The 22,914-nt window shown below is 34.4% G+C and carries 22 protein-coding genes; 8 read left to right on the top strand and 14 right to left on the bottom strand.

The features are described 5' to 3' along the window. Positions 1 to 4: 4 nt before the first annotated feature. The 6 genes from GJV85_RS02165 to GJV85_RS02140 form a co-directional block, all read right to left on the bottom strand. The gene (locus tag GJV85_RS02165; RefSeq protein WP_207562240.1) at positions 5 to 862 is read right to left on the bottom strand and encodes a damage-control phosphatase ARMT1 family protein; all 858 of its coding nucleotides are present in this window, start codon (positions 860 to 862) and stop codon (positions 5 to 7) included. Positions 863 to 865: 3 nt separating this feature from the next. Next, on the bottom strand, positions 866 to 1,339 hold the full coding sequence (locus tag GJV85_RS02160; protein WP_207562239.1) for a DUF3972 domain-containing protein: 474 nt from the start codon (positions 1,337 to 1,339) through the stop codon (positions 866 to 868). A gap of 8 nt (positions 1,340 to 1,347) precedes the next feature. After that, a complete protein-coding gene (gene purE / locus GJV85_RS02155) occupies positions 1,348 to 1,845 on the bottom strand; it encodes a 5-(carboxyamino)imidazole ribonucleotide mutase (RefSeq protein WP_207562238.1) in 498 nt (165 codons plus the stop codon). 28 nt (positions 1,846 to 1,873) lie between these two features. Then, the gene (locus GJV85_RS02150; RefSeq protein WP_207562237.1) at positions 1,874 to 2,800 is read right to left on the bottom strand and encodes an exopolyphosphatase; all 927 of its coding nucleotides are present in this window, start codon (positions 2,798 to 2,800) and stop codon (positions 1,874 to 1,876) included. A gap of 59 nt (positions 2,801 to 2,859) precedes the next feature. Next, a complete protein-coding gene (locus tag GJV85_RS02145) occupies positions 2,860 to 4,152 on the bottom strand; it encodes a peptidase U32 family protein (RefSeq protein WP_207562236.1) in 1,293 nt (430 codons plus the stop codon). A gap of 97 nt (positions 4,153 to 4,249) precedes the next feature. After that, the gene (locus tag GJV85_RS02140; protein ID WP_207562235.1) at positions 4,250 to 4,951 is read right to left on the bottom strand and encodes a chemotaxis protein; all 702 of its coding nucleotides are present in this window, start codon (positions 4,949 to 4,951) and stop codon (positions 4,250 to 4,252) included. Between the two features lie 77 nt (positions 4,952 to 5,028). On the opposite strand from GJV85_RS02140, the gene GJV85_RS02135 reads away from it, so the two are divergent. From GJV85_RS02135 to dapB, 8 genes are all read left to right on the top strand, one after another. After that, positions 5,029 to 5,808, top strand: a complete 780-nt coding sequence (locus tag GJV85_RS02135) for a histidinol-phosphatase (protein WP_207562234.1) — start codon at positions 5,029 to 5,031, stop codon at positions 5,806 to 5,808. A gap of 127 nt (positions 5,809 to 5,935) precedes the next feature. Continuing rightward, on the top strand, positions 5,936 to 6,256 hold the full coding sequence (gene trxA / locus GJV85_RS02130; RefSeq protein ID WP_207562233.1) for a thioredoxin: 321 nt from the start codon (positions 5,936 to 5,938) through the stop codon (positions 6,254 to 6,256). Between the two features lie 9 nt (positions 6,257 to 6,265). Then, positions 6,266 to 6,754 (top strand): hypothetical protein, encoded by a 489-nt coding sequence (locus tag GJV85_RS02125; RefSeq protein WP_207562232.1) that lies wholly within the window; start codon positions 6,266 to 6,268, stop codon positions 6,752 to 6,754. Positions 6,755 to 6,788: 34 nt separating this feature from the next. After that, positions 6,789 to 7,730 carry an NAD(P)/FAD-dependent oxidoreductase gene (locus tag GJV85_RS02120; protein ID WP_207563113.1) on the top strand — a complete coding sequence of 314 codons (942 nt, stop codon included), beginning with the start codon at positions 6,789 to 6,791 and terminating at the stop codon, positions 7,728 to 7,730. A 28-nt stretch (positions 7,731 to 7,758) separates the two neighbouring features. Then, positions 7,759 to 8,772 (top strand): NAD(P)-binding domain-containing protein, encoded by a 1,014-nt coding sequence (locus tag GJV85_RS02115; protein ID WP_207562231.1) that lies wholly within the window; start codon positions 7,759 to 7,761, stop codon positions 8,770 to 8,772. A gap of 100 nt (positions 8,773 to 8,872) precedes the next feature. After that, the gene (locus GJV85_RS02110) at positions 8,873 to 9,739 is read left to right on the top strand and encodes a sulfurtransferase (protein ID WP_207562230.1); all 867 of its coding nucleotides are present in this window, start codon (positions 8,873 to 8,875) and stop codon (positions 9,737 to 9,739) included. A gap of 18 nt (positions 9,740 to 9,757) precedes the next feature. Further along, positions 9,758 to 12,214, top strand: coding sequence for a cyclic nucleotide-binding domain-containing protein (locus GJV85_RS02105; RefSeq protein ID WP_207562229.1), 2,457 nt, complete (start codon positions 9,758 to 9,760; stop codon positions 12,212 to 12,214). Between the two features lie 57 nt (positions 12,215 to 12,271). Continuing rightward, the gene (gene dapB, locus GJV85_RS02100) at positions 12,272 to 13,039 is read left to right on the top strand and encodes a 4-hydroxy-tetrahydrodipicolinate reductase (RefSeq protein ID WP_207562228.1); all 768 of its coding nucleotides are present in this window, start codon (positions 12,272 to 12,274) and stop codon (positions 13,037 to 13,039) included. Here the strand turns inward: dapB and GJV85_RS02095 are convergent. The 8 genes from GJV85_RS02095 to nuoH are packed head-to-tail and all read right to left on the bottom strand — an operon-like array spanning position 13,036 to position 22,913. Continuing rightward, complete coding sequence (locus GJV85_RS02095; RefSeq protein WP_207562227.1) at positions 13,036 to 15,390, bottom strand: tetratricopeptide repeat protein; 2,355 nt, start codon at positions 15,388 to 15,390, stop codon at positions 13,036 to 13,038. The two genes, dapB and GJV85_RS02095, sit on opposite strands and share 4 nt — an antisense overlap. A gap of 31 nt (positions 15,391 to 15,421) precedes the next feature. Continuing rightward, positions 15,422 to 16,927, bottom strand: a complete 1,506-nt coding sequence (gene nuoN / locus GJV85_RS02090) for an NADH-quinone oxidoreductase subunit NuoN (RefSeq protein ID WP_207562226.1) — start codon at positions 16,925 to 16,927, stop codon at positions 15,422 to 15,424. Further along, a complete protein-coding gene (locus tag GJV85_RS02085; protein WP_207562225.1) occupies positions 16,927 to 18,480 on the bottom strand; it encodes an NADH-quinone oxidoreductase subunit M in 1,554 nt (517 codons plus the stop codon). Before GJV85_RS02085 ends, nuoN begins: the two co-directional genes overlap by 1 nt. 3 nt (positions 18,481 to 18,483) lie before the next feature. After that, positions 18,484 to 20,409, bottom strand: a complete 1,926-nt coding sequence (gene nuoL / locus GJV85_RS02080) for an NADH-quinone oxidoreductase subunit L (RefSeq protein WP_207562224.1) — start codon at positions 20,407 to 20,409, stop codon at positions 18,484 to 18,486. 5 nt (positions 20,410 to 20,414) lie between these two features. Further along, the gene (gene nuoK, locus GJV85_RS02075) at positions 20,415 to 20,723 is read right to left on the bottom strand and encodes an NADH-quinone oxidoreductase subunit NuoK (protein WP_207562223.1); all 309 of its coding nucleotides are present in this window, start codon (positions 20,721 to 20,723) and stop codon (positions 20,415 to 20,417) included. After that, positions 20,720 to 21,283: an NADH-quinone oxidoreductase subunit J gene (locus tag GJV85_RS02070; RefSeq protein ID WP_207562222.1), complete on the bottom strand. Its 564-nt coding sequence runs from the start codon at positions 21,281 to 21,283 to the stop codon at positions 20,720 to 20,722. Before GJV85_RS02070 ends, nuoK begins: the two co-directional genes overlap by 4 nt. Before the next feature lie 12 nt (positions 21,284 to 21,295). Further along, entirely contained in the window at positions 21,296 to 21,913 is a 618-nt protein-coding gene (gene nuoI, locus GJV85_RS02065; protein WP_207562221.1) for an NADH-quinone oxidoreductase subunit NuoI, read from the bottom strand. A 10-nt stretch (positions 21,914 to 21,923) separates the two neighbouring features. Then, complete coding sequence (gene nuoH / locus GJV85_RS02060) at positions 21,924 to 22,913, bottom strand: NADH-quinone oxidoreductase subunit NuoH (protein WP_207562220.1); 990 nt, start codon at positions 22,911 to 22,913, stop codon at positions 21,924 to 21,926. Position 22,914: the final 1 nt, after the last annotated feature.

The following is a 22,914-nucleotide window of genomic DNA, read 5'->3' as shown; positions in this document are numbered from 1 at the left end:
AGGCTTAAACTACCTTACAGATAATGTCAGCTACTTCTTTATCTAAAGCAGCTGCAACAACTCCACATTTCACTTTAAGTAAGAAGCATATACCTTCTCTTACAGGTGGCGTTAGGCACTCATAATTTCCCATTCCCTTAGAGATAACTAAATCTACCTCATCAAAGATCTTTTGTGACTCTTCATTTGCATGAGTGTAAGCAAAACCAGGGGTATTAACACCACTATCTACAAGTGTGCAGAGTTTATCAAAACCAGCCTCTTTTGCCTCAAGTATCGTTACATCATTAATGATGGGATTACCTCTTACCATATAAGTGTACGACTTCCTTGGATAGAGCTCTTTGAGCATCTCTATAAACAGATGGTCAAATATATGTTCACCAACATTATCGCCAATGATTAAAATAGTCTCTGCTTCTTCTATCTTCTTTTGCATAAGAGAAAAATCATTATGCGCAAAATCGGTATGAAAAACTTTTTGTAACTCTTCATCCAAGTCAAACTCTACTGCTGCGGCTAAATCTATCACATTTCCTGCAACTGCTATCTTTGTAGCTGTAAGTAGTTTGTTATCAGATTTTTTGAGTCTAGTCTTTAGTGCAGGCACGCAAGAGAGCGCTTTTTTAGTCGACGTCTCTTTTACCTCTTTATATAAGTCTGCTTTGTTGGCTAAGTACGCCATTTTTTCATATACGTCTGCGGCAATCTCTGGAGGGGATTTACTAAATGAGAAATCTTCACTCATCTTCTCAACTGAATTAGTGAGTTTTTTTTGGAGTTCATCGTCTGCGTTTATGGCGTTTGATACTTTCATGCTCTGATTTATTATACATGCGACGCACGCTTCATCAATATTCATAAATTAGTCAGTATGGTCAGCGATAGCTTTGTTCCACATAAGCTTATACTTACGTCGCATAAACTCTACTTCTTGTTGAGAGAGTTTGAGTTGTTCTTGAAGAGTGTGAATAGTCTTTCTATCTTCATCATAAAGTTCTTGAAGGGATTCTAATGCCTCGCGAAGAAACTTGTTTTCTACTTTGACGGCCTCGATAGTCTCATCTTTAGCGTCAAGTACTTTTTCATGAAGATTTATTATGGTGCCTATTGTTTTTTCAACAAACTCAGGTTGCACAATCATCTCATGAGTATTGCGTTCTGAGAGCTCTTGTAGTTTAGCTGGAACGACAGACTCTCTTGTACCTTTTGATGGGTCAATGTATCTAACGCCATCTTCGACTTTTATAGTCAATTTACCATGATCCACTAAGTCTTCTATAGCAGATAAACTTAACCCTGTTAGCTCAATATACTCTTCATCACTCATCCAGCTCATATAAATCCCTATTGTATTAAAGTCTCAATTTCTAAAGAGTCCATCTCAACTTTTTTTGCTTTTGAGATTCTATCTTCTTTTAGTTTTACAGATAACTCTTCATTATTCAGTGCTAATATTTGCATAGCTAAGAATGCTGAGTTAATTGCACCTGCTTTACCTATAGCTACTGTAGCAACTGGCATTCCAGCTGGCATCTGTACGGTTGAGAGAAGTGCATCTATCCCTGAAAGTGCTGAAGCTGACATAGGAACACCAATGATTGGCTTGATTGTTTTAGAAGTAAGAACGCCCGCTAAATGCGCTGCCATACCAGCAGCTGCAATGAAAACTTGAGCGCCTTTTTTCTCCGCATCAAGTACATACTCTTTTGTTCTCTCAGGTGAGCGATGAGCAGATGAAATAATCATCTCATAATTAACCCCAAATGCCTCAAATGTATCTGAGCAAGATTTCATTACCTCATAGTCGCTTTTACTTCCAATAACAATCGATACAAACTTCATCTAGATTCCTTAATAATTATAATTTAAATTAGCCATCGGCATTGATTGTACTAATTAACTCTTTTAAGACGCTCTCTGCTTTATCATTATCTATTTGACATGTCCCAGCAGCACCGTGTCCACCACCACCATAGCTAAGCATTAACTCACCAACATTTGTTTTTGAGCTCCTGTCAATGATAGATTTGCCTGTTGCAAAAACAGTGTTTTGATTTTTAAATCCCATAATTACATGAATGGAAATATTTGTCTGTGGGAACATCGCATAAATCATAAAACGGTTTCCAGGATAAATAGTCTCTTCATTTCTTAAATCAAGTACTACTAAGTTTTTATGTATAGTTGAGCATCTACGAAGTTGCTCTTTAAAGTCTTCTGCATACTTGTTAAAGAGTTCTACTCTCTCAGCTACATCAGGAAGTTTCATAATGTCATCAATACCATGGTCGTGACAATAATCAATAAGATCCATCATAAGTGCATAATTAGATATTCTGAACTCCCTAAATCTACCCAGACCTGTTCTAGAATCCATTAAGAAGCTTAGTAGATCCCATCCTTTAGGGTTAAGTATATCTTCTTTAGAAAATTGTGCCGCATCTGCTTTATCAACAGCTACCATCATATCTTCACGAATCATTGAGAGGTCATTATCTTTAACATAATAATCATATACAACACGAGCAGCTGAGGGAGCATCCGCAATAATTATGTGGTTATCGGCGCCCTTATTTCTTATAGTTTCACTCTCATGATGATCAAATACTAAATAAGCTTGAGCAACATAGGGAAGATTTGTAATAATATCATTTTCAGTGATTGTAATAGTTCCATCTTGCATATCTTTGGGATGTACAAATTTTATTTCATCTATCAGGTTTAACTGTTTTAAAATCACAGCACAAACTAAACCATCCATATCACTTCTAGTAACTAAACGGTATTTTCCAGACATACAAAACTCCTAATCATGATTAATTAGGAATATTATAACTAAAATATTTAAAAGAATTATTAGTGTTTTGGGTTTGTCCCCATATTAGAATTTGCAGGGACTCTAAAGAATGTATATGCAGGAAATGAGGTGGGAAGTTCTATCTCATTTGTGTTACCACTATGTATCTCTGGAAGGATTTTTCCATTTTTTGCTTTAATATGTTTTAGTTGCATGAAAAACTTTCCATCTCTCTCGTAAGTAGAGCCAGTTTCATTATCCACTATCTCAACTTCACTTCCTAGTGGAAATACAACTTCCATCTCATCATTAGGAAGTGTCTTATATTTACATAAAAAGTGTGTACCCTCTGCGTTTACAATTCCACTCACCTGGTGAGTACCAAGTTGCATAGAAAAATCTAGACTCTGAGTGTCATTTCTCTCAAATGGACGAGAGACTAAATAAGCGTCTGTATAGCCACGATTTTGTAAGGATTGCAGCTCATATTGGTATCTATCACTATCGATTTTTCCATCATAATAATCATCAATAGCCATTCTATATGCTTTAGCGGTTGTAGCAGCATAGTAAGCTGTTTTTGTTCTGCCTTCTATCTTTACAGAGTCTACAACACCACTATCCAAAATCTCTTGCATATGTGAAGCCAAGTTTAAATCTTTAGCATTCATAATGTAAGTACCAACACCCTCTTCCTCTTCAAGTCTAAAAAGAGTTCCCGTATCAGGATTAGCTGCATACATCTCATACTCAAAACGACAATCATTTGCACAGCTTCCACGATTTGGAACACGGCCACTTTGAAGTGTAGAGATAAGGCAACGCCCGCTATATGCAAAACACATTGATCCATGTACAAAAACTTCTAGCTCTAAATCTGGTAACTCTGCTTTAATCGCTTTTAAATCTTTAAGAGAAATTTCACGAGCGGTAATAATACGAGTTGCACCCATCTCATGATATATTTGAGCATCAAGAACATTCATAACATTTGCTTGAGTAGAGAGGTGCAGTGGCATACCAGGAGCTAACTCATGACATAATTTTAAAACACCTGGAGTAGCAACGATAAATGCATCTGGATTTAACTCCGCCATTGCTATTATATGCTTTTTCAAGAGGGAGAGTTGTGAGTTAAAAGGAAATCCGTTTATAGTTACATAAACTTTTTTACCTCGCTCATGTGCGTATTCTATTCCCTCTTTAAAATCTTCCATACTAAACTCTTTTCCAGAGCGTATACGAAGAGAAAAGTGTGAAACACCGCCATAGACTGCATCGGCACCAAAGTCAAATGCAATTTTTAGTTTTTCTAATGACCCTGCAGGGGAGAGTAATTCTACTTTTTTCATGTTTTCTCTTGTAGTGCTATAAGTTTTCAAACTCATAGCTAATAAATTTTGAGGAATTCTACCAAAGAAGAGTTGGTAGCTTGATTAAGAATTTAAACTACTGTCCAAACTGTGCTAAAAGTGCTTCTATGTCATCGTTAGAAGCCACATCATTATGTGTATCACCAGCGATATGTTGTGCTGAAGCTACACGTTTATCATCATCTATACGGCCCTCAAAGAGAGTATTCATATACTTTGAAAGAGCTCTCATAACATTTATAACACGTTCAATTTTTTGACGATGAATATCTTGATACTGCATAATATCCATTACATTCATAATTGAATCTCCGCTTGTTTGTATCATCTCTAACGTCAAATTCGCATCATTAAGTGCTTCATTATTTTTTTCTAATTGTATTTTAAAGGCTTCTACATCAGGAAATTTTTCACTTAAAGTCTTAAAGAGTTCTAAATTACTATTTAATACTTCTATTACATTTGTAATATTTTCCTCTTTATCCATTAAATCACTGCTTATGACTTCAATAATATCAAAAATTTCACTTGCTTTTTCTTCACTCTCTTTTGTGACATCATCAAGTTGGTGAACCATTTTATTTTCATTAGTTGCTGGTTCTGGCCAATGGTGTGCATTCTTTTCAGAGTAGCCATATGGTGCTTCTGGCTTATCCTTTTTGATAGGCTCCTCTATCTCATTGACTTCTGGCTCAAACTCTTCTACTACTTCATCTTCAAGTGTATCAAGTTCATCTACATCGCCACCCATTAAAGCATCTAATTCTTCTTGAGTCATACAAATTCTCCATGTAAAATTGGTCAATTTATTAATTATCACTATAATAACATAAAATATATAAATGAGAGAGAAAAATGATTGTTGATCTTCACAACCACACTCCACTTTGTAATCATGCCCAGGGCACAATAGATGAGTATGTAGAAGCGGCTATTAAGGCTAAAACAGCTGTCTTTGGCTTCTCCGACCATGCTCCTATGGATTTTGATCCAAAGTACCGCATGAGTTTTGAGCAGATGAAAAAGTATGAGCAAGACGTTCTCTCTACCAAGGCAAAGTACCAAGATAAAATAGAGATACTTTTAGGCTACGAGGTAGATTACCTCAAGGGTCATATGGATCAAAGGGTACTCAATGCAGATGTAGACTATCTCATTGGTTCCGTACATTTTATTGAGGGATGGGGATTTGACAATCCTGAATTTATAGGAAAATGGCATGAACAGGATATAGATGAAATATGGCAAAAATATTTTGACACCATAGAAGAGATGGCAAACTCAAAACTTTTTGACATAGTAGGCCATTTAGACCTTATTAAAGTTTTTAAATTTATGCCTAAGGGTGATATTTCACAAATGGCTAAGAATGCTCTTTTAGCCATTAAAAAAGCAGATATGGTCTTAGAGATAAATGTTGCAGGTTTTAGAAAAGATGTCAAAGAGTCTTATCCTTCTCTATCTCTTTTAAAAGATGCCTATAATTTAGATATTCCCATAACATTTAGTTCTGATGCGCACAAACCTGAGCAGGTTAGTCTCTTTAACCAAGAAGTGGTAAAAATGGCAAAAGCAGTTGGATATACTGAGTGCGCTTACTTTAACAAACGCCAAAAAAAGTTTTTAAGATTTTAAACATATTTACTGTTATAGGCACTTCTTATTATTTTCATAATTATTACTCAAGAGAGATAACTAAAGATATAATTAATCAAATCCCCTGTATAATACTTCAAATACAAACAATAAAAAGGATTTACTTATGGGTAAATATATAGAATTAACTAGTTCAGATTTCGAATCAACTTTAAGCGAAGGTGTTTCTTTAGTAGACTTCTGGGCTCCATGGTGTGGACCATGTCGTATGATCGCTCCTGTAATTGAAGAATTAGCAGAAGATTTTGATGGTACAGCTAAAATTTGTAAAGTAAATACTGATGAAGAGCAAGATATTGCTGTTAAGTTTGGTATCCGTTCAATCCCTACTATTATGTTCTTCAAAGATGGAGAAATGGTAGACCAAGTTGTTGGAGCACAATCAAAACAAGCTCTTGCTGACAAGATCAACTCTCTTTTAGCGTAATTTTTTAAAGTGGCAAGAAAAGGCGGCAAGAGTCTCTTTTCTCTTTCCACTCTTTTAGCCTCTTTTTTTGGTGCAGCTATGATAGCTATCGCCTTTGCTTACTTTAACTACAAATTTTCTGAATACAAATTTATAAATTTCAAAGAGTGGTCTTTTTATGAAAAGAGCAATATTTTCACCCCAAAAGCAGATAAATATATAGTTGTATACTACTCTTCTAAAGAAAAAGGAACTATGGACCTTTTAGCAAACACAGATCTAAATATACATATCTTAGCAATTGATCACTATAATATGGCTAGAGAAAATACGTCTACAACAACGTTTTTAAGAGCAGGTACATCTACTTCACTTAAATTTATACAGCGTTTTAATATATATGAGTCTCCATCTATATTTATTATAAAAAAAGATAAGAACTCACTTTATAAACAAGATAGTATGATAAGAAAACTAGATAATTTAAAAGAGTTGTCCCAACAAGTCAATTCACTATGAGAAAAACTAAACAATTCCAAGGAAGAATAATATGATATTAGATTGTGCAATAGTTGGTGGTGGACCAGCTGGACTTACTGCTGGCCTCTATACTACACGCGGCGGCCTAGAAAATGTAACTATGTTTGAAAAAGGTATGCCTGGTGGGCAAATTACTAACTCTTCAGAGATTGAAAACTACCCGGGTGTCATAGGTGAAATTACAGGAATGGACTTAATGATGCCATGGCCAGCACAGTGTCAAAAATTTGGTCTAGTCCATGAAATGGTAAGTGTCACTCGTATTACAAAAGATGGTGATCTATTTACTATTCATAAAGAAGATGGAAAAACTGTTGATGCTCATAGTGTTATAGTCGGAACGGGTTCTTCTCCTCGTAGAGTTGGCTTTAGTGGTGAGGATGAGTTTTTTGGCAAGGGTGTCAGTACTTGTGCTACTTGTGATGGTTTTTTTTATAAGGGTAAAGAAGTTGCCGTAATTGGTGGTGGAGACACTGCGTTAGAAGAGGCACTTTACCTTGCAAAGATATGCTCAAAAGTTTACCTGATACATAGACGTGATACTTTTCGCTCCGCTCCAAATACAATCAAACGTGCAAAGAATACAGAAAATATTGAATTTGTATTAAACTCTACACCTGATGAAGTTTATGGTGATGAGACTGCTGGAGTTACAGGACTTAGAGTAATCAATAAAGATGGTGAAACTAGAGATATAGAGGTACCTGGTATCTTTACATTTGTTGGAAATGATGTTAATAATGAGACATTAATTCAAGAAGATGGTAGCTTTTTATGTGATATGAATGATCAAGGTCAAGTGATAGTAAATATCTCTATGGCAACATCTGTACCCGGATTATATGCAACAGGTGATATGCGCATAGCAGCTCCTAAGCAGGTTGTAAGTGCGGCAGGTGATGGTGCTGTTGCAGCCCTTCAGGCTATTGCATATGTGGATGAACTTCTAAACTAAAAGAATTTATAAATTTAAAGGATAAAAAATGATTCAAGATAATTCAAAAGTAGTAGATATAGCAATTATTGGTGCTGGACCTGGTGGTATGGCATCTGCTATTGAAGCGAAACTTGCTGGAATCGAAAATATTATTGTAATAGATAAAGCACCTCACCACAATGACATGATCCATAAGTTTTACAAAAAAGGCAAACGTGTAGATAAGGACTGGATGGGAATCAAGTTTGAATTTACAGGTAATGTAACATTTGATGAGTGTTCTAAAGAAGAGTATATCCAGCAGATGGACGACAAACTAAAAGATGCTGGAGTACTTGATAAGTTTGAGTATAACCATGATATTTTTAGAGTAACTAAAGATAAAGATGGACTGTTTGAGATGGTTTTTGGCCACGATCAAGTAGCTGAAGGTATTGAGAAAATGAAAGCAAAAAATGTTATTCTCTCAGTCGGTCGTATGGGTAAGCCAAATAAACCAAAGTATAAGTTTCCAAGAGAGATTAAAGGGTTACTTAACTTTAATCTTTCAAAAGTTCAAAATGGCGAGCATGTTATGATAGTCGGCGGTGGAGACACTGCTGGCGAGTATGCTTACGGTTTAGTGGAACTAGAAGGTATGGAAGACTGTGTTGTAACTCTAAACTACAGAAAAGCCGATATTACAAGAATGAACCCTCTTAACACAGAGATGTGTACCAAATATCTAGACAATGGAAAAATCCTTAATAAAATGGGTGTAGATATAGAGAGTGTTGAGCCCTCTGAAAATGGAAAAATTCTAGTAAACTTTACTGATGGCACAAAATCAGAATATGATAGAGCTGTTTATGCACTTGGTGGTACAACTCCAAAAGACCTTCTTGTAAACTCTGGCGTTAAAACTGGTGAATGGGATGTTCCTGTATATAATGAAGAGACTATGGAAACAAATGTTCAAGGTCTCTATACTATAGGTGATGTTGTAACGGATCAAGGTAGCATTGCGCTTGCATTTAACCATGCAAGTTTTGCTCTAAAGGATATTGCTTCTAAACTTTAATAAACTTTTCAATAGTGTTTAAATTCTAGGCACTATTGTAATGAAAATGTTTCCTATATCTGTTAAACTACAACAATAATTTAACACTTAAGGACACAAAATGAAATTTTTACTCTCACTTTTACTTTTAGGACTCCAACTCTTCTCAAGTGAAGCCTTTATAACACCAAAGCAGCTCAAAGAGAAACTAGACAATAAAAACTTAGTTATTCTCGACACAACAGATACAAAAGTATTTAACGAAGGACATATCCCAAATGCCATTAGTATTGATGCTGGTAAGTTTAGACATCAAGTAGGTAAGTATCAACTTATTAATTCTTCATCTGATATACAAACACTAGCACAATCTCTAGGTATCAATAATGACTCTGAAGTTGTACTTTATGGTCATAACATTGACAAAGATATACTAAAAGCTAGTTATATAGCATTAGCACTCGTAGCTAATGGATTAGAGAATGTATCTATACTCAATGGCGGATACCCTGACTGGGTAAGTGAATATGAGTTTGATAATCTAATCTCTAAAAAAACTACAACTCCCAAAAGAGGTAATTTCAAAGCTAACTTTGATGCTAATATTTTAGTAGATAAGGATTATGTACTCGATAGAATTGGCAAAGTAGCTATGATAGAAGCAAGACCAAGTGAATATTACTATGGTAAAAAACAATCCCCAGGTGTAAAAAGATTAGGGCATATCCCAAAAGCTAAAAGTTCTTACTGGAGAGATAAATTTGATATTGACTACAGAGTAAGAAAAGATAGTGAGCTAAAAGCCATATATCTAGATAACAACTTTCTAAATAAAAATAAAGAAGTAATAACTTACTGTACAGGTGGATTAGAAGCTTCTATGAACTGGTATATACTTACACAGCATCTTAAATTTAAAGATGTAAAGATATATGATGCTTCCATGAGAGAATGGGGTAACCTTGATGACACTCCTCTGGTAAAATAGTAACTAATAGAGCTATAAATGCATAAAATATTTTATAGTAGTATAAAAGTCATATCAGTAATAGGGTTTGTTTCAATCATTCCTATGCTTTTTTTTATCGATAAAAGTGTATCACTGGTATGGACTGCTATTATACCTCTCTTACCTCTAATAATTCTTCTTTTTGGATTTTCAAACTTTCGAAATATATGCCCTCTAGCTTTTTTTTCCAAAGTTTCTCAAAACCTTAATTGGATTCAAAAGAGAAAAGTACCACAATGGTTTGAAGAGAATTTTTATTTTTTGCAGTACTTCTTACTTTTTTTAGCACTGACTCTTAGGTTAACTATTTTAAATTTTGATAGCACATGGCTTGCTCTATTTTTTATCTTTGTCATACTCTCAGCATTTTTCACTAACCTAGTCTATACAGGGAAAAGTTGGTGTAACTTTTTCTGCCCTGTTGGTGTTGTTGAGAGAATCTATACTATCTCAAACGCAAAAAACTACCTAGTAAACTCTAAATGTTCTACCTGTACAGGATGTAAACTACACTGTCCAGATATCGATATGGAGACAAACTATTGGAGAGAAGGAGCTAATACTCAAAAAAAGTTTGTTTTTTACTCATTCACTGGTCTTATACTAGGTTTTTACTTCTACTTTTATTTACAATCAGGAAGCTTTGCTTACTATTTCTCAGGAGACTGGAGCTACAATGAACTATCACCCCTAAGTCCTGGTTTTTTCTTTGCTCCGTATATACCAACATTTTTAGCAGCTCCACTGACGTTAGCTCTATTTGCACTTGTTAGCTACTTTATATTTTCATCCATTGAAACTTACTTATGGAAAAAGAAAATATTTAAAAATGCTGACTATCAGACTGTCTCGCACAGAGTTAAAACTGTAGCTTCATTCATGGCGTTTAATGCATTTTATGCCTTCGCTGGAGCACCAACATATATGCAATACCCTATCACTTATGCAATTTTTTACTTTCTCATTGTAGCAAGTTCTTCAATGATTTTGTATAAAGAGATTTTTAGAGAAGAGAGTTTTTTTATTCAAGAGAGATTTGCACTTAAAATATTGAGTACATGGACATCAGAGAAACCAATCGCTGTAAATCTAAAAGAAATTTATTATACATACATCACAAAAAATAGAGATAATAAAGATAGACTCAATACTTACAAAGAGAGTGTAAAAGATCTTTTGAAAGAGGGTATTTTAAACGAAGGGAGCATGATTATACTTGAAAAACTTCGTGAACAGATTGGTATATCTGCTAAAGATCACCTCTCAGTTATGAGAAGTATCAAGTTACAAAATGGTGAACTCTTTGATAATAGTGTTGAAAAATCTAGCGAGAGGATCTATCAGCAAGAGAGTTATAAACAAGTAATTAAAAATGCATTAGATGAACATATTGAGCTAGAAGATGAATATATAAAATCTCTTCAAAAGCAATTCTGTATAAGTGATAAAATTCATAAAAACATTATGGATTCTCTCTTAAACTCTAATGAAAAATTTCTCTCAGAAGTTTTAAGTTTACTAGGCGAGCTCTCTGCTTTACTACATATAGAAAATTCGATTTACAATGATAGCTCAAGAGAGATAGCTTTTTTAAAATATATAATTAAAAATGAGTTTAATCTTCTTGCTAAAGATCTTTTCTCTTTACTCTTTGTAATTTATAAAGACCACAAAGGCATGATCAAAACTCTCGCTAATATTAGTAAAGGCAAGCAAGTAGATGATAGTTTTATTTTGAATGCAGATAGTTTAAATTTTATGGATAGGGATATTGCTGAAAAAATACTATCACTAAAAAAAGCTATTGACAAAAGAGATAAGAATCCTATAGAACATAATAATCAACTGCTGGTTGTCAAGTTATTAACTCACCAATCTCTTGAAATAGCAACTGCAGCTCTATTAGCAACTACACTCTATCCTAAAACTCTTATAGAGGATATTAATCTAGATAGGTTTAAAGAGAGTTCTAATAACGATGTCATTACTTTGGTAGATAAAATCATTAACAATACTAATGAACTTACAACATATGAGAGAATGATGTACCTCAATGGAGTATCGCTCTTTCAAAATATAAAGTATCAAGATTTAAAACTTTTAGGTAAAGCCACCCAGATACAATCATTTTCCACTAATGAGTATATACTTGAACAGGGCAAAGTAGGAGATACTCTATATATTCTTATAAAAGGTAAAGCAGTAGCGGAGGTTGATTCAATTGAGACAGTTACTCTGGGTGAAAGAGATTACTTTGGTGAGATTGCACTCTTAGGTGATACTAAAAGGACTGCATCTGTAAGAGCAATTGAACCAACTACCGCTATTACTATCTCTAAAAAAGAGTTTAAACAACTTTTATTTCAAAATCCTGAGGTTAGCACAAAGGTGATGAAAGAGATGATAAAAAAGCTTATAGAGATGAAAGAGCACACCCTTGCTGATAAAAGTTAATGCAAAATAGGCTAAATATTTGGTATCATTTTAAAAACTATTTTTAAAGGCAATATAATGATAAAAGTTGGTGTATATGGTGCAAGTGGTCGTGTTGGAAAGTTACTTCTTGAAGATTTGAAATCTACTCCTGATATGAGTTTGAGTTGTGTCTATGTTAGAGGCACACTAGACTTTTCAATCGATCCATCCGTTCTAGTTACTTCTGACTTGAAATCTTTTTTAAGTGCCTCTGATATCATCATAGATTTTTCTCTTCCTGATGCTTGTGAAGCACTCCTTGAACAAGCAACAAAAACACCAAAACCTCTTGTTATAGGTACTACAGGATTAAATACTCATCAATTAAATCTTTTAAAAGATGCAAGTCAAATTATGCCTATCTTGTATGCTACAAATATGTCTCTTGGAGTTGCACTTTTAAACAAGCTAGTATACCAGGCATCAGCTGCTCTAGAAGGCTTTGATATAGAAATAGTAGAGATGCATCATAAACATAAAAAAGATGCTCCTAGTGGTACTGCTCTTACTCTGAGTGAGTCTGCGGCTAATGGTCGAGGTTTAAATATAGAAGATGTAAGAGTGAGTGGTAGAGATGGAAATATTGGCGAGAGATCCAAAGATGAGATTTCAGTAATGGCTCTTCGTGGTGGTGATATAGTTGGCCGCCATACTGTAGGGTTTTACAATGATGGTGAATTTATAGAGTTAAACCATACCGCAACCTCTAGAAGTACTTTTTCTAAAGGAGCTATTCGTGCTGGTAAATGGCTAAGCGACAAAGAAGCTGGTCTTTATAGCATAAGTGACTGCTTAGAGCTTTAAATCTCCTGTGCACTCTTTGCTAACTTTGCCCAAGCAGATTCACCATCTGCTTCTATAGCTTGTTTATATGCCACCTTAGCCTCATCATCTCTCCATAGCTTTGTTAATGTTGTCCCTAATAAGTACTTTTGTCTAGCTCTTTGTGTTTTATCAAGTTCTACATTATCTAAAGACTCTATAACCTCTAAAGCTTTAATATAATCTTCTTTATTTATATATGACTGATAAAGTGTAAACTCAACATATGGACTTTGAGCTTTTGAGTTTGAAGATCTCTGTATATCCATCACTTTTGAGCCAAATGATATTACCATTGTGTCATCTTTTCTCTTACTTCCTATAGACATTACTGCAATGTATCTATCAATATCTATATAAGTAGTCCCAAAAATATTTTCAATTTTAGACATAGCTGATACCATCTCATCTTTTTTCTCAACTCTATCATATGTATCAAAGATATATCTATAAATATCTTTATACTCAGAATCCTTGTCATCTTCAATGAGTGCTATTAGATCTTTTGAGGCATCTATTACATTGCTATAATTTCCAGTAGCAAAGTCAACTTTTATATATCTATAGAGCCACTTCTTTCTTAATGATATATCTTCAGATTTTAAATTCTTCTCTGCTATGTTTTTAGATAGTTGATAATCTCCACCCATCATTGCACAATCATATATCCCATCATCCCATTCATTTGAAAGAGTGATGTTATAATCATTTGAGATTACTAGTACATCTTTACACTCTTTAGATTCTAATGATTTTTTCATAACACCAATAGCCGCTTCATTAATCATTTCATCTGTGTCAGAGTACTCTTGAATATCTAAATATGAAAGCTCTTCTTTAGCCTCTAAGACCTTACTGTACATACCCTCTGAGAGTTGTAACTTAGCTTTTTCATATAGAGCGCGGTTACCAATAGAATCATTCGCGTAATCTTCTATAAGTTTGTCATACTCTACAAGTTTAACCGAACTGTTTGACTCCGTTGTATCAAAAAAGAGTGCGTCTTTTGCAATTTGGACTCTATGCTCAAACTCACCATCAGGAAACTGTTTAAGATAGGTATTTAAAGCGACTAAAGCATCTTGTTTATTATCAGTCTTTGCTAGCCATAGAGCTTTTTCACTTAAGTATGTTTCATAATCATCGTTTGTAGCATCAATCGAATTAAGTAAAGCATTAGCAATCTTTTGCGCTGTTTCATAGTCACCGCCATCAGCAAAATTATGCATAATTGTCTTAGATTTTCTTAGGTCATGCATAAAAAAAGATTGGTTTGCATTAATGATTTTATCTATATATTTTGCTGAGTCTTTAAAAGACTCAGACTGTCTAATAAATGCTAGTTTATATGCTGCACTTACTGCTACATCCACATTTTGTGTTTCATAAAGAGCTTTTTTATAGTAAAAAACTGCTTTAGAGTCCCCACCTGATGCTTCAAACATTTCACCCTTATAAATATAAGCCCATTGTGTATAAACAGAGTCTGGATGTTCACTAAAGAGTCTATCAAAGAAGTAGTCTGCGTCTATGTTAATACCAATTTGTGCATAAGCCTTTGCAGTATAGGAAAGAATTTCTGGAATATTTTCATCTGAAGAGTATTCCCTCAAAAAAACTTTTGAATGACTAATAACATTGTCATAATCTTTTAATTTAGAGTATAGTTTTATCTTGTAATATAAAAGTTCTGCTTTAAAGAGTGTATTTGGATACTTCATCAAAATATCGTCTGCTAGTTCCATGCACTGCTCATACTTCTTCGCTTTATAGTACTTTTTTACCTGAAGATAATCTGTTACGTCACCTACCTTTTTAATATGTACAGGATTTCCCTTAATATCTAAGCTACCTACATATGGAAGTTTGTCTTTGTCTGAAAAAAATGGAAAATTAATACTTATTTCTGGTCTTTGAATATTTTTAATAAGAGGTAATTTATCTTCATATCCAAAGATAATCCATTTTTTCGACAGAGTCACATCTGCTTCATATGTAGTACTATCTTTTGTAAGATCAAATACTTCAGCTCTTAATTTAATTTTATGATAAGGCTTTACAGATATGAAAAATGTATCCTTTTTTATAAATGTATCAACTTTAAAAAAATCATTTTGTATTTTTTTTATACTTTGCGATGGTCTTTTTAAAAATGCACATATTATTTCAGTTGTAACCTCAAAATCATTTTTTTGTTCTTCACAAACAAAATCTTTAGAGTCTGAAATATTTAGAATTGAATAGCGTAAGAAATCATCTTTAGCACTATCCATAGAAACTTCAAGTGCATAAAGATTAATAAAGAGGATGGGTAAGAGTATCCATTTAAACAAATTCTCTTCCCCTGTAGTTTTTTACTATAATCTAGTAACCACTATTATATACAAAAGATGTGACAAACTCTAGTAGTGGATTTAATGCTACAAAAGCAAATATAGTTCCTACTAAAGAGAACCCAACTATAGTCTTTAAAGCTGTAGAGGAATTAGCAATAGTTTCAACTGTTCCATTTTCAACCGGATCTTTCATAAACATAAATACTATCAGTTTGATGTAATAGTAACCAGCGATTGCAGAGTTAAGTGCCATAATAAGTGCAAGCACAGTATATCCACTTGTTACTGCAGAACTTATCATATATACCTTACCCCAAAATAGAGCAAATGGCGGTAAACCAGCAAGACTTAACATAAATATAGCCATCACTACTGCTGCAATAGGTGATGTTTTAATCATACCTGAAAATCTTTCAAAACTATGATCAGTTGCTTGACCTTGAGGTAGCTCTTTTTGACGAGATATCCAAAGCATAGAGAATGAACCAAGGTTAGTAAAACTAAATAGTATCCAGTATAAAAATAGTGCACTATTTGACTGTGTAGTTCCGATTAAAATAGCTGCCATAACAAAACCTGCATGAGATATAGAACTATATGCTAGCATACGTTTAACATCACTCTGAACTAATGCCCATATATTTGCAGCAGTCATTGTCACCACTACAAATACATAAAGTACTATCTCTAACCAAACTACACCACTATGAATTAAAAATTCAAAGATTCTCATAGCAACTACAAATGCTGCTATTTTAGGGACGATTGACATATAACCAGCCATTGAAGATGATGCACCCTCATAAACATCTGGTGTCCATGTATGAAATGGAACTATAGAGAGTTTAAACCCAAATGAAGCAAGCATAAATACTACGCCGATAAGTACATATCCAATATCTGCATATGAATTTGCAGCAAGCACTGTAGCTATTTGATTAATTTCAACAGATCCAGTAAGTGCATAAAAGACCATGGCACCAAAACTATAAAGACCTGCTGCTAAAGCACCCATAGTGAAGTACTTAACTGCTGCTTCAAATGACTTGTCACGGTTATGAAGAGCGATAAGAGTATATAGTGCTAATGAAGCTGTCTCTAAACCTACAAAGATTAAGATTAAGTTATCACTTGCAACCATAAACTGGAATCCACCAATCATAAATAAGAAAAGTGCAAAAAATTCTGGATATGACGTTTCATGAAAACGCTTATTTGTAAGAGCTAATGGAATAAAGAATATTGAAGCACCCACAATTATAAACTGAGATAAAAGTGCTAAACCATCTATAAGCATTACATCAAATACACCTAAAACAATACCATCCTTACTAAATACTCCTGCAGCATCACTAACCGCTCCAAAGTCTAAAAGTAAGAAGAGAATACTTACCATAACATAAAGAGATCTATCAAGATTTGATTTAAAAAGATCTATAACTAAAATAAAAAGTGCGCCAACTATTGGAATAAGCATTGGTGCTAGAGTCATTAAATTTAAAGACTCTAAAGAAACGTTTACAGGACTTAACATTAGTGTGCCTCCTTCGCTGAAGCTTGAGTACCATGAGTTATCGTTATTACACTAGGAATTCTACTTTTAGCTTCTTGCGTTGTTGCTTTGTTATGCATTAATTGTACTACAGACTCAACTGATGTATTTATTGGTCCAAGTATAGGCTTAGGATAAATACCTAACCAAACAGTAATAATAGAGAGTGGAATAAGTGCTAGTAATTCGCGTTTACTAACATCAGGAAGATTTTTATTCTTCTCATTTGTAACATCTCCGAAGAACATTTTCTTATATGCCGCTAACATGTATATAGCACCAACTATAATGGCAATACCTGCTAAAAGAGTTAAGATATGTGACTGCTGATAAAATCCTAAGAGAGATAAAAACTCACCTACAAAGTTAATCGTAAGAGGCATACCAACTGAAGCCATTAACATTAGACCAAAGATTGTTGCATATCTAGGCATAACATGCGCTAAACCACCAAACTCACTCATAAGCTTCGTATGACGTCTGTCATATATAACACCAACTAGTAAAAATAGTGCACCCGATACAACACCGTGAGCGATCATTAGAAAAATAGAACCTGAAATACCTTCAACGTTTAATGCAAACGTACCAAGAACGATAACACCCATGTGTGAAACTGATGAGTAAGCAACAACTTGTTTAACATCCTCTTGTGCATAAGCAACCATCGCAGTGTATATAATCATTATAATAGCAATAATAGCTATTGGAAACATAAAAAATACAGATGCATCTGGAAACAGTGGTAGTGAAAAACGGATAAATGCATATGTACCCATTTTAAGTAGAATTGCTGCAAGTATAACTGAACCTATTGTTGGAGCTTGACCGTGTGCATATGGTAACCATGTATGAAATGGAAACATTGGCACTTTAATCGCAAAACCAATAAAAAATGCAGCAAATAACCAAAGCTGAAATGACTCAGGTAAAATCAATCTATACCAGTCGAGAATAGCAAATGACCATACACCTGTCGCTTGATAAAAGAAGTAAGCCATAAATAACATACCAACAAGCATTACTAATGAACCAGCAAAAGTATATAAGAAAAACTTAACTGATGCATATATACGTAAAGGTCCACCCCATGCACCAATGATATAAAGCATTGGTACAAGTGAAAGTTCCCAGAAGACATAAAATACAATTGCATCAAGAGCTGCGAATACGCCAATCATAGTCATCTGTAAAAATAGAAGCGTAATTATCATATTTTTAACATTTGGAGTATCCGTTAAAGACGCTATACCAATCATTGTAAAGAAAGCTGCAAGAATAATAATAAATAAAGATATTCCATCTACACCTAAAATGTAATTAATTCCAAATGCTGGAACTAAAGGAATGTTTTCCATAAACTGCATACCAGATACAGTTGAGTCAAATGCAAACCATAGCCATAAAGATAAAGCAAATTCAATAGCTGCAACTGCAGTACCATAGGCTCTCATTCCATCCTTATGGATCATAAAACCAAACACACCTGCGAGTGCTGGAAAGAAAATTAAAATCGATAAAATGTGATCTAACATTTATTAAACTCCTAAGCCTGATAAGATTGTTTTAATCTCATCAGAGTATTTAACTGCTAGTCCAAAAACTACAGCTAACGAAAGTAGTGCTACAGTACCAGCTACCATCCATGTAAGCATTGTAGATAAGTTTCCACTCTGCATTTGTCTTGTATTTTTACCTGTAGAATAGATAATACCTGCTATACCATCAACAGTTGCATCAACAATTTTTTGATCAATCTGTTTCCAAAAAATAACTGAAAGTTCTCTATATGATTTAACTATATACTCTTCATAAAAATATGGAATATAGTACTGATTTATAAGTAGTTTATATTTAAAACTATTTTCCATCGCACTTGTACCATCTGGAACTTTAATATCTTTACTCATATATTTTTTATATGCAAAGAAAATTGATGCCATTACAAATAACTGTGTACCTATAGTCATAATCCAGTATGTTGTAGCTGAATGTACATGATATTCAGTACCTGGTAAAAGCTGTGTAACCATTTCAAAATAACTACCTTTCAATGTAAAGCCAGCAATGATTGCTAAAATTAATAAAGGACTCATTGCTATAAGCATAAACTTATATGCTTCATGAGGGTGAAAACCTAAAGCTGTATGTCTATCTTCTCCATGGAAAATAAGTGCAATAATTCTAAATGAATAGAATGCAGTAAGACCAGCAGTAAATAATAAAACTGTATAAATAATAAAATGATGATCAACAAATGCCACTTCTAAAATCAAATCTTTTGAGAAGAAACCAGCAAGTGGAAATATACCAGCAAGAGCCACTGATGCAAGTGTCATCATTATCATCGACCATTTCATGCTTTTACCAAGTCCACCCATTTTAAATGGGTCAAGTTCATTACTCATAGCATGCATAACATTACCACCACCAAGAAATAGTAGTGCTTTAAAGAAAGCATGCGCCATTAGGTGAAATAGTGCTACCCAGTAAGCTCCAAGACCAGCAGCAGCAAACATATACCCTAACTGTGAAAGTGTTGAGTAAGCAATAACTCTTTTTATATCACGATTAACAAGGGCCATAGTAGCTGCAAAAATCGCTACAAAAGCACCTAAACTTGCTATAAATAATCCAACATTAGGGATTAAGCTATAAAGCTCGTTTGAGCGAACAACTAAATAAACACCTGCAGTTACCATTGTTGCTGCATGAATTAGTGCTGATACTGGAGTAGGACCTTCCATCGCATCTGCAAGCCAAGTATGAAGTGGAAACTGAGCAGATTTACCCATAGCACCGATGAAAAGAAATATACCCATCCATGTAAGAGTTTCATGATCTAAAGCAGGCATAGCAGCAAAAGCTTCAGCATACTGTAGCGTACCTGTGTTCCAATATACTAAGAATATACCGATCAACATTCCAAGGTCAGCAATACGGTTCATTATAAACGCTTCATTTGCAGCCCAAGTAGCACTCTCTTTGTGAAACCAGAAACCAATAAGCAACCAAGAACAAAGACCAACGCCCTCCCATCCTATAAATAGACCAGCAAAGTTATCACTCATAACTAGAATCATCATTGAAAATACGAATGCTGAAAGATAAGAGAAAAATCTGTTAAATCCAGTGTCATGGTCCATATAACCTATAGAGTAGATATGAACTATAGTCGATACAAGAGATACGACCATCATCATTGTTACAGATACCTGATCAACTACAAATCCAAATGGAATATAAAGATTACCAGTTGCCATCCAAGTCATTAACTCAACATGTACAATATCTCCCCCACCTAAGATGTGCGTTAAAAGGATTGAACTACTTACAAATGCTGTAAATATAAGTAAACTTGCAACTATACCTACAAAAGGTTTCTTTGGCGTAGCAGTAAAAAGTGCTGCAAACAAAGAACTTACTAGAGGTGCGAAAAGTGCGATATATAAATATTTTTCCATATCTGTTATCCTCTCATGCTTGTCATTGTATCTAAGTCAATTGTACCGTGGCGTTTAAACCAAACAATTAAAAGACCTAAACCTACAGCTAACTCAGATGCAGCGATTGCTATTACAAAAAAAGCAAACATCTGACCAGTTAAGTCACCATAGTAGTGTGAAATCGCTGCAAAAGCGATATTTACAGAGTTAAGTAATATCTCTGTAGCAAAAAATAGGAGTAGAAGATTCTTTCTCTTCATTACACCCACCAATCCTATAGCAAATAGAATTGTTGATAGTACAAGGTAATGATTTAAACCAATTTCCATCATGAAAGCACCTTCTTATTTGTTTCGTCTATCTCCACTTCACTCATAAGAGTAAGAGAGTTGTCCATCTTTTTTCCAGCTAGTACAATTCCAGCTACCATAGCAACTAAAAGCATTACTGCGGCAACCTCAAATGGCACTAGGTACTTAGTGAATAAAACTAAACCTACTTCTTGAGTATTTCCAGCACCTTCTACCATTGGATAAAATGCTGTAATATTTGATGAAACCATTGGAGCACTAAATATTACAACAACTAAAACTGCTGCAAATGTCGTAAGTCCTAGAATAATATATTTGTTACCAAGTTTCTCTTTTACTTCTCTCGTCGTATCAAAGAACATCATACCAAATGCATAAAGTGCCATTACTGCACCAGTGTAAACTATAATCTGTACTGCACCTAAAAAATCAGCACCTAGAATAAAGAAAAATGCCGATATAAAAATCATTCCTGCTGCTAACGCAGTTAATGCATATAACGCTTGTGATGTTGTTACAACTATGAAAAACATCGAAATTGTTAAAAATGCAAATAAATAAAATGCTACTGCTTCAAACATATTCCAAACTCCTTAATATGATAGAGGTGTTTTCTTAACACGCTCATCTTCATGTGGCGTAATCGCGCCAAAACCTTCAAACTCTTTTTGAGCGTTAGCTTTCATTGTATCAATAGGAGTAAGCATATACTCATAGTCTACAAAGTGCTCTCTTTGTTCTGAACCCTGCTCATACTCACCACCGTGTGTAATAGCAAGTTCTGGACAAACTTCAGCACAGTAACCACAAAATATACAACGACCTAAGTTAATCGTATAAGATGAGACCTCTTTACGAGAGTTTTCATCTATTTTTGTGTCCATACGAATACAATCAGAGATACAAATCTTTTCACAAAGACCACAACCAATACATCTCTCAGCATCACTTTCCCATAGTCTCTTCATCTCGTGGACAGCACGGTAACGTGGACCAATAGGCATTTTTTCAGCAGGATACTGAATTGTATGAATGTCAAATTTTATCATTTCACGAAGAACTACCCAAAGACCGACAAAAAGCTCGCCTCTAAATGTTCTCTCAACTACACGTTTAAATTTACCCCAACCATCAGTAGGGTAATCTTCTATATCTACAAGATAGTAGCCGCTATCAGCTACATTTCTATCATTAAATTGCTCGTTGCTCATTCATATCCCCTTAAAACATCGTCACAAAGCCAGTGATTACAATATTAATCACAGCTATTGGCATAAGTACTTTCCAACATAACCACATGAGTTGGTCTGGTCTAACATCTGGCCATGCCGCTCTTGTCCATAAGAAGAAAAAGAAGAAGAATGACATCTTACCTAGTAGTGCAAAAGCACCTAAAACACTTCCATCACCAAAACCACCTAAAAAGATGATAGGAATAACAAAAGATATAAAGAACATATTTGCATACTCACCTATGAAGAATAGACCCCATCTCATACCAGAGTACTCAGTACCAAAACCATCAATAATCTCATGATCATTTGCAATTAAGTGAAATGGAGTACGTCCAGTTTCCGCAAATGCCGCAATCCAAAAAAGGATAAACGCTACTGGCTGAGACCATACAATCCAAGAGCCAATGCCATCTGCCTGATAGTTATTAAAATCAATTAAAGAGAGTGAACCAACCATCATAATTGGAGCTAAAACAGCTAAACCACTTACAACCTCATATGAGATAAAAACCGCTGCGGCACGAGCCGCAGAAAGTAAAGAGAATTTATTTGCCGATGCCATACCACCAAGAAGTGGACCAAAAAGTCCAATAGCCATCACACCAAGAATATACAAAATACCAATATTAATATCTGCAACAATTGGATGAACCGTATATCCAAATATTGTAAACTGTGGCAAAAATGGAATCGCTGCAGCAGCCATAAATGCAGTAGCCGCTGTAATAACAGGTGCAATTTTAAACACTCCCGCTACAACATTTGTTGGGATAATATCCTCTTTTGTAAAAAGTTTAATTGCATCTGCACCAAACTGAAGTAGTCCATATGGACCAACATTCATTGGCCCAAGACGACGTTGCATAAATGCAAGTACTTTACGTTCAAAGTACGTACCTATACCTGCTAATGCTGAAAACACTAGTAAAATAACAACGACTTTGATTATCGTTTCTATTAAATATCCTGTATCCATA

Source organism: Sulfurimonas aquatica, from assembly GCF_017357825.1.
Lineage (GTDB): Bacteria > Campylobacterota > Campylobacteria > Campylobacterales > Sulfurimonadaceae > Sulfurimonas > Sulfurimonas aquatica.
The sequence above is the reverse complement of the archived record's forward strand: the minus strand, read 5'-3'. Positions and strand labels throughout refer to the sequence as shown.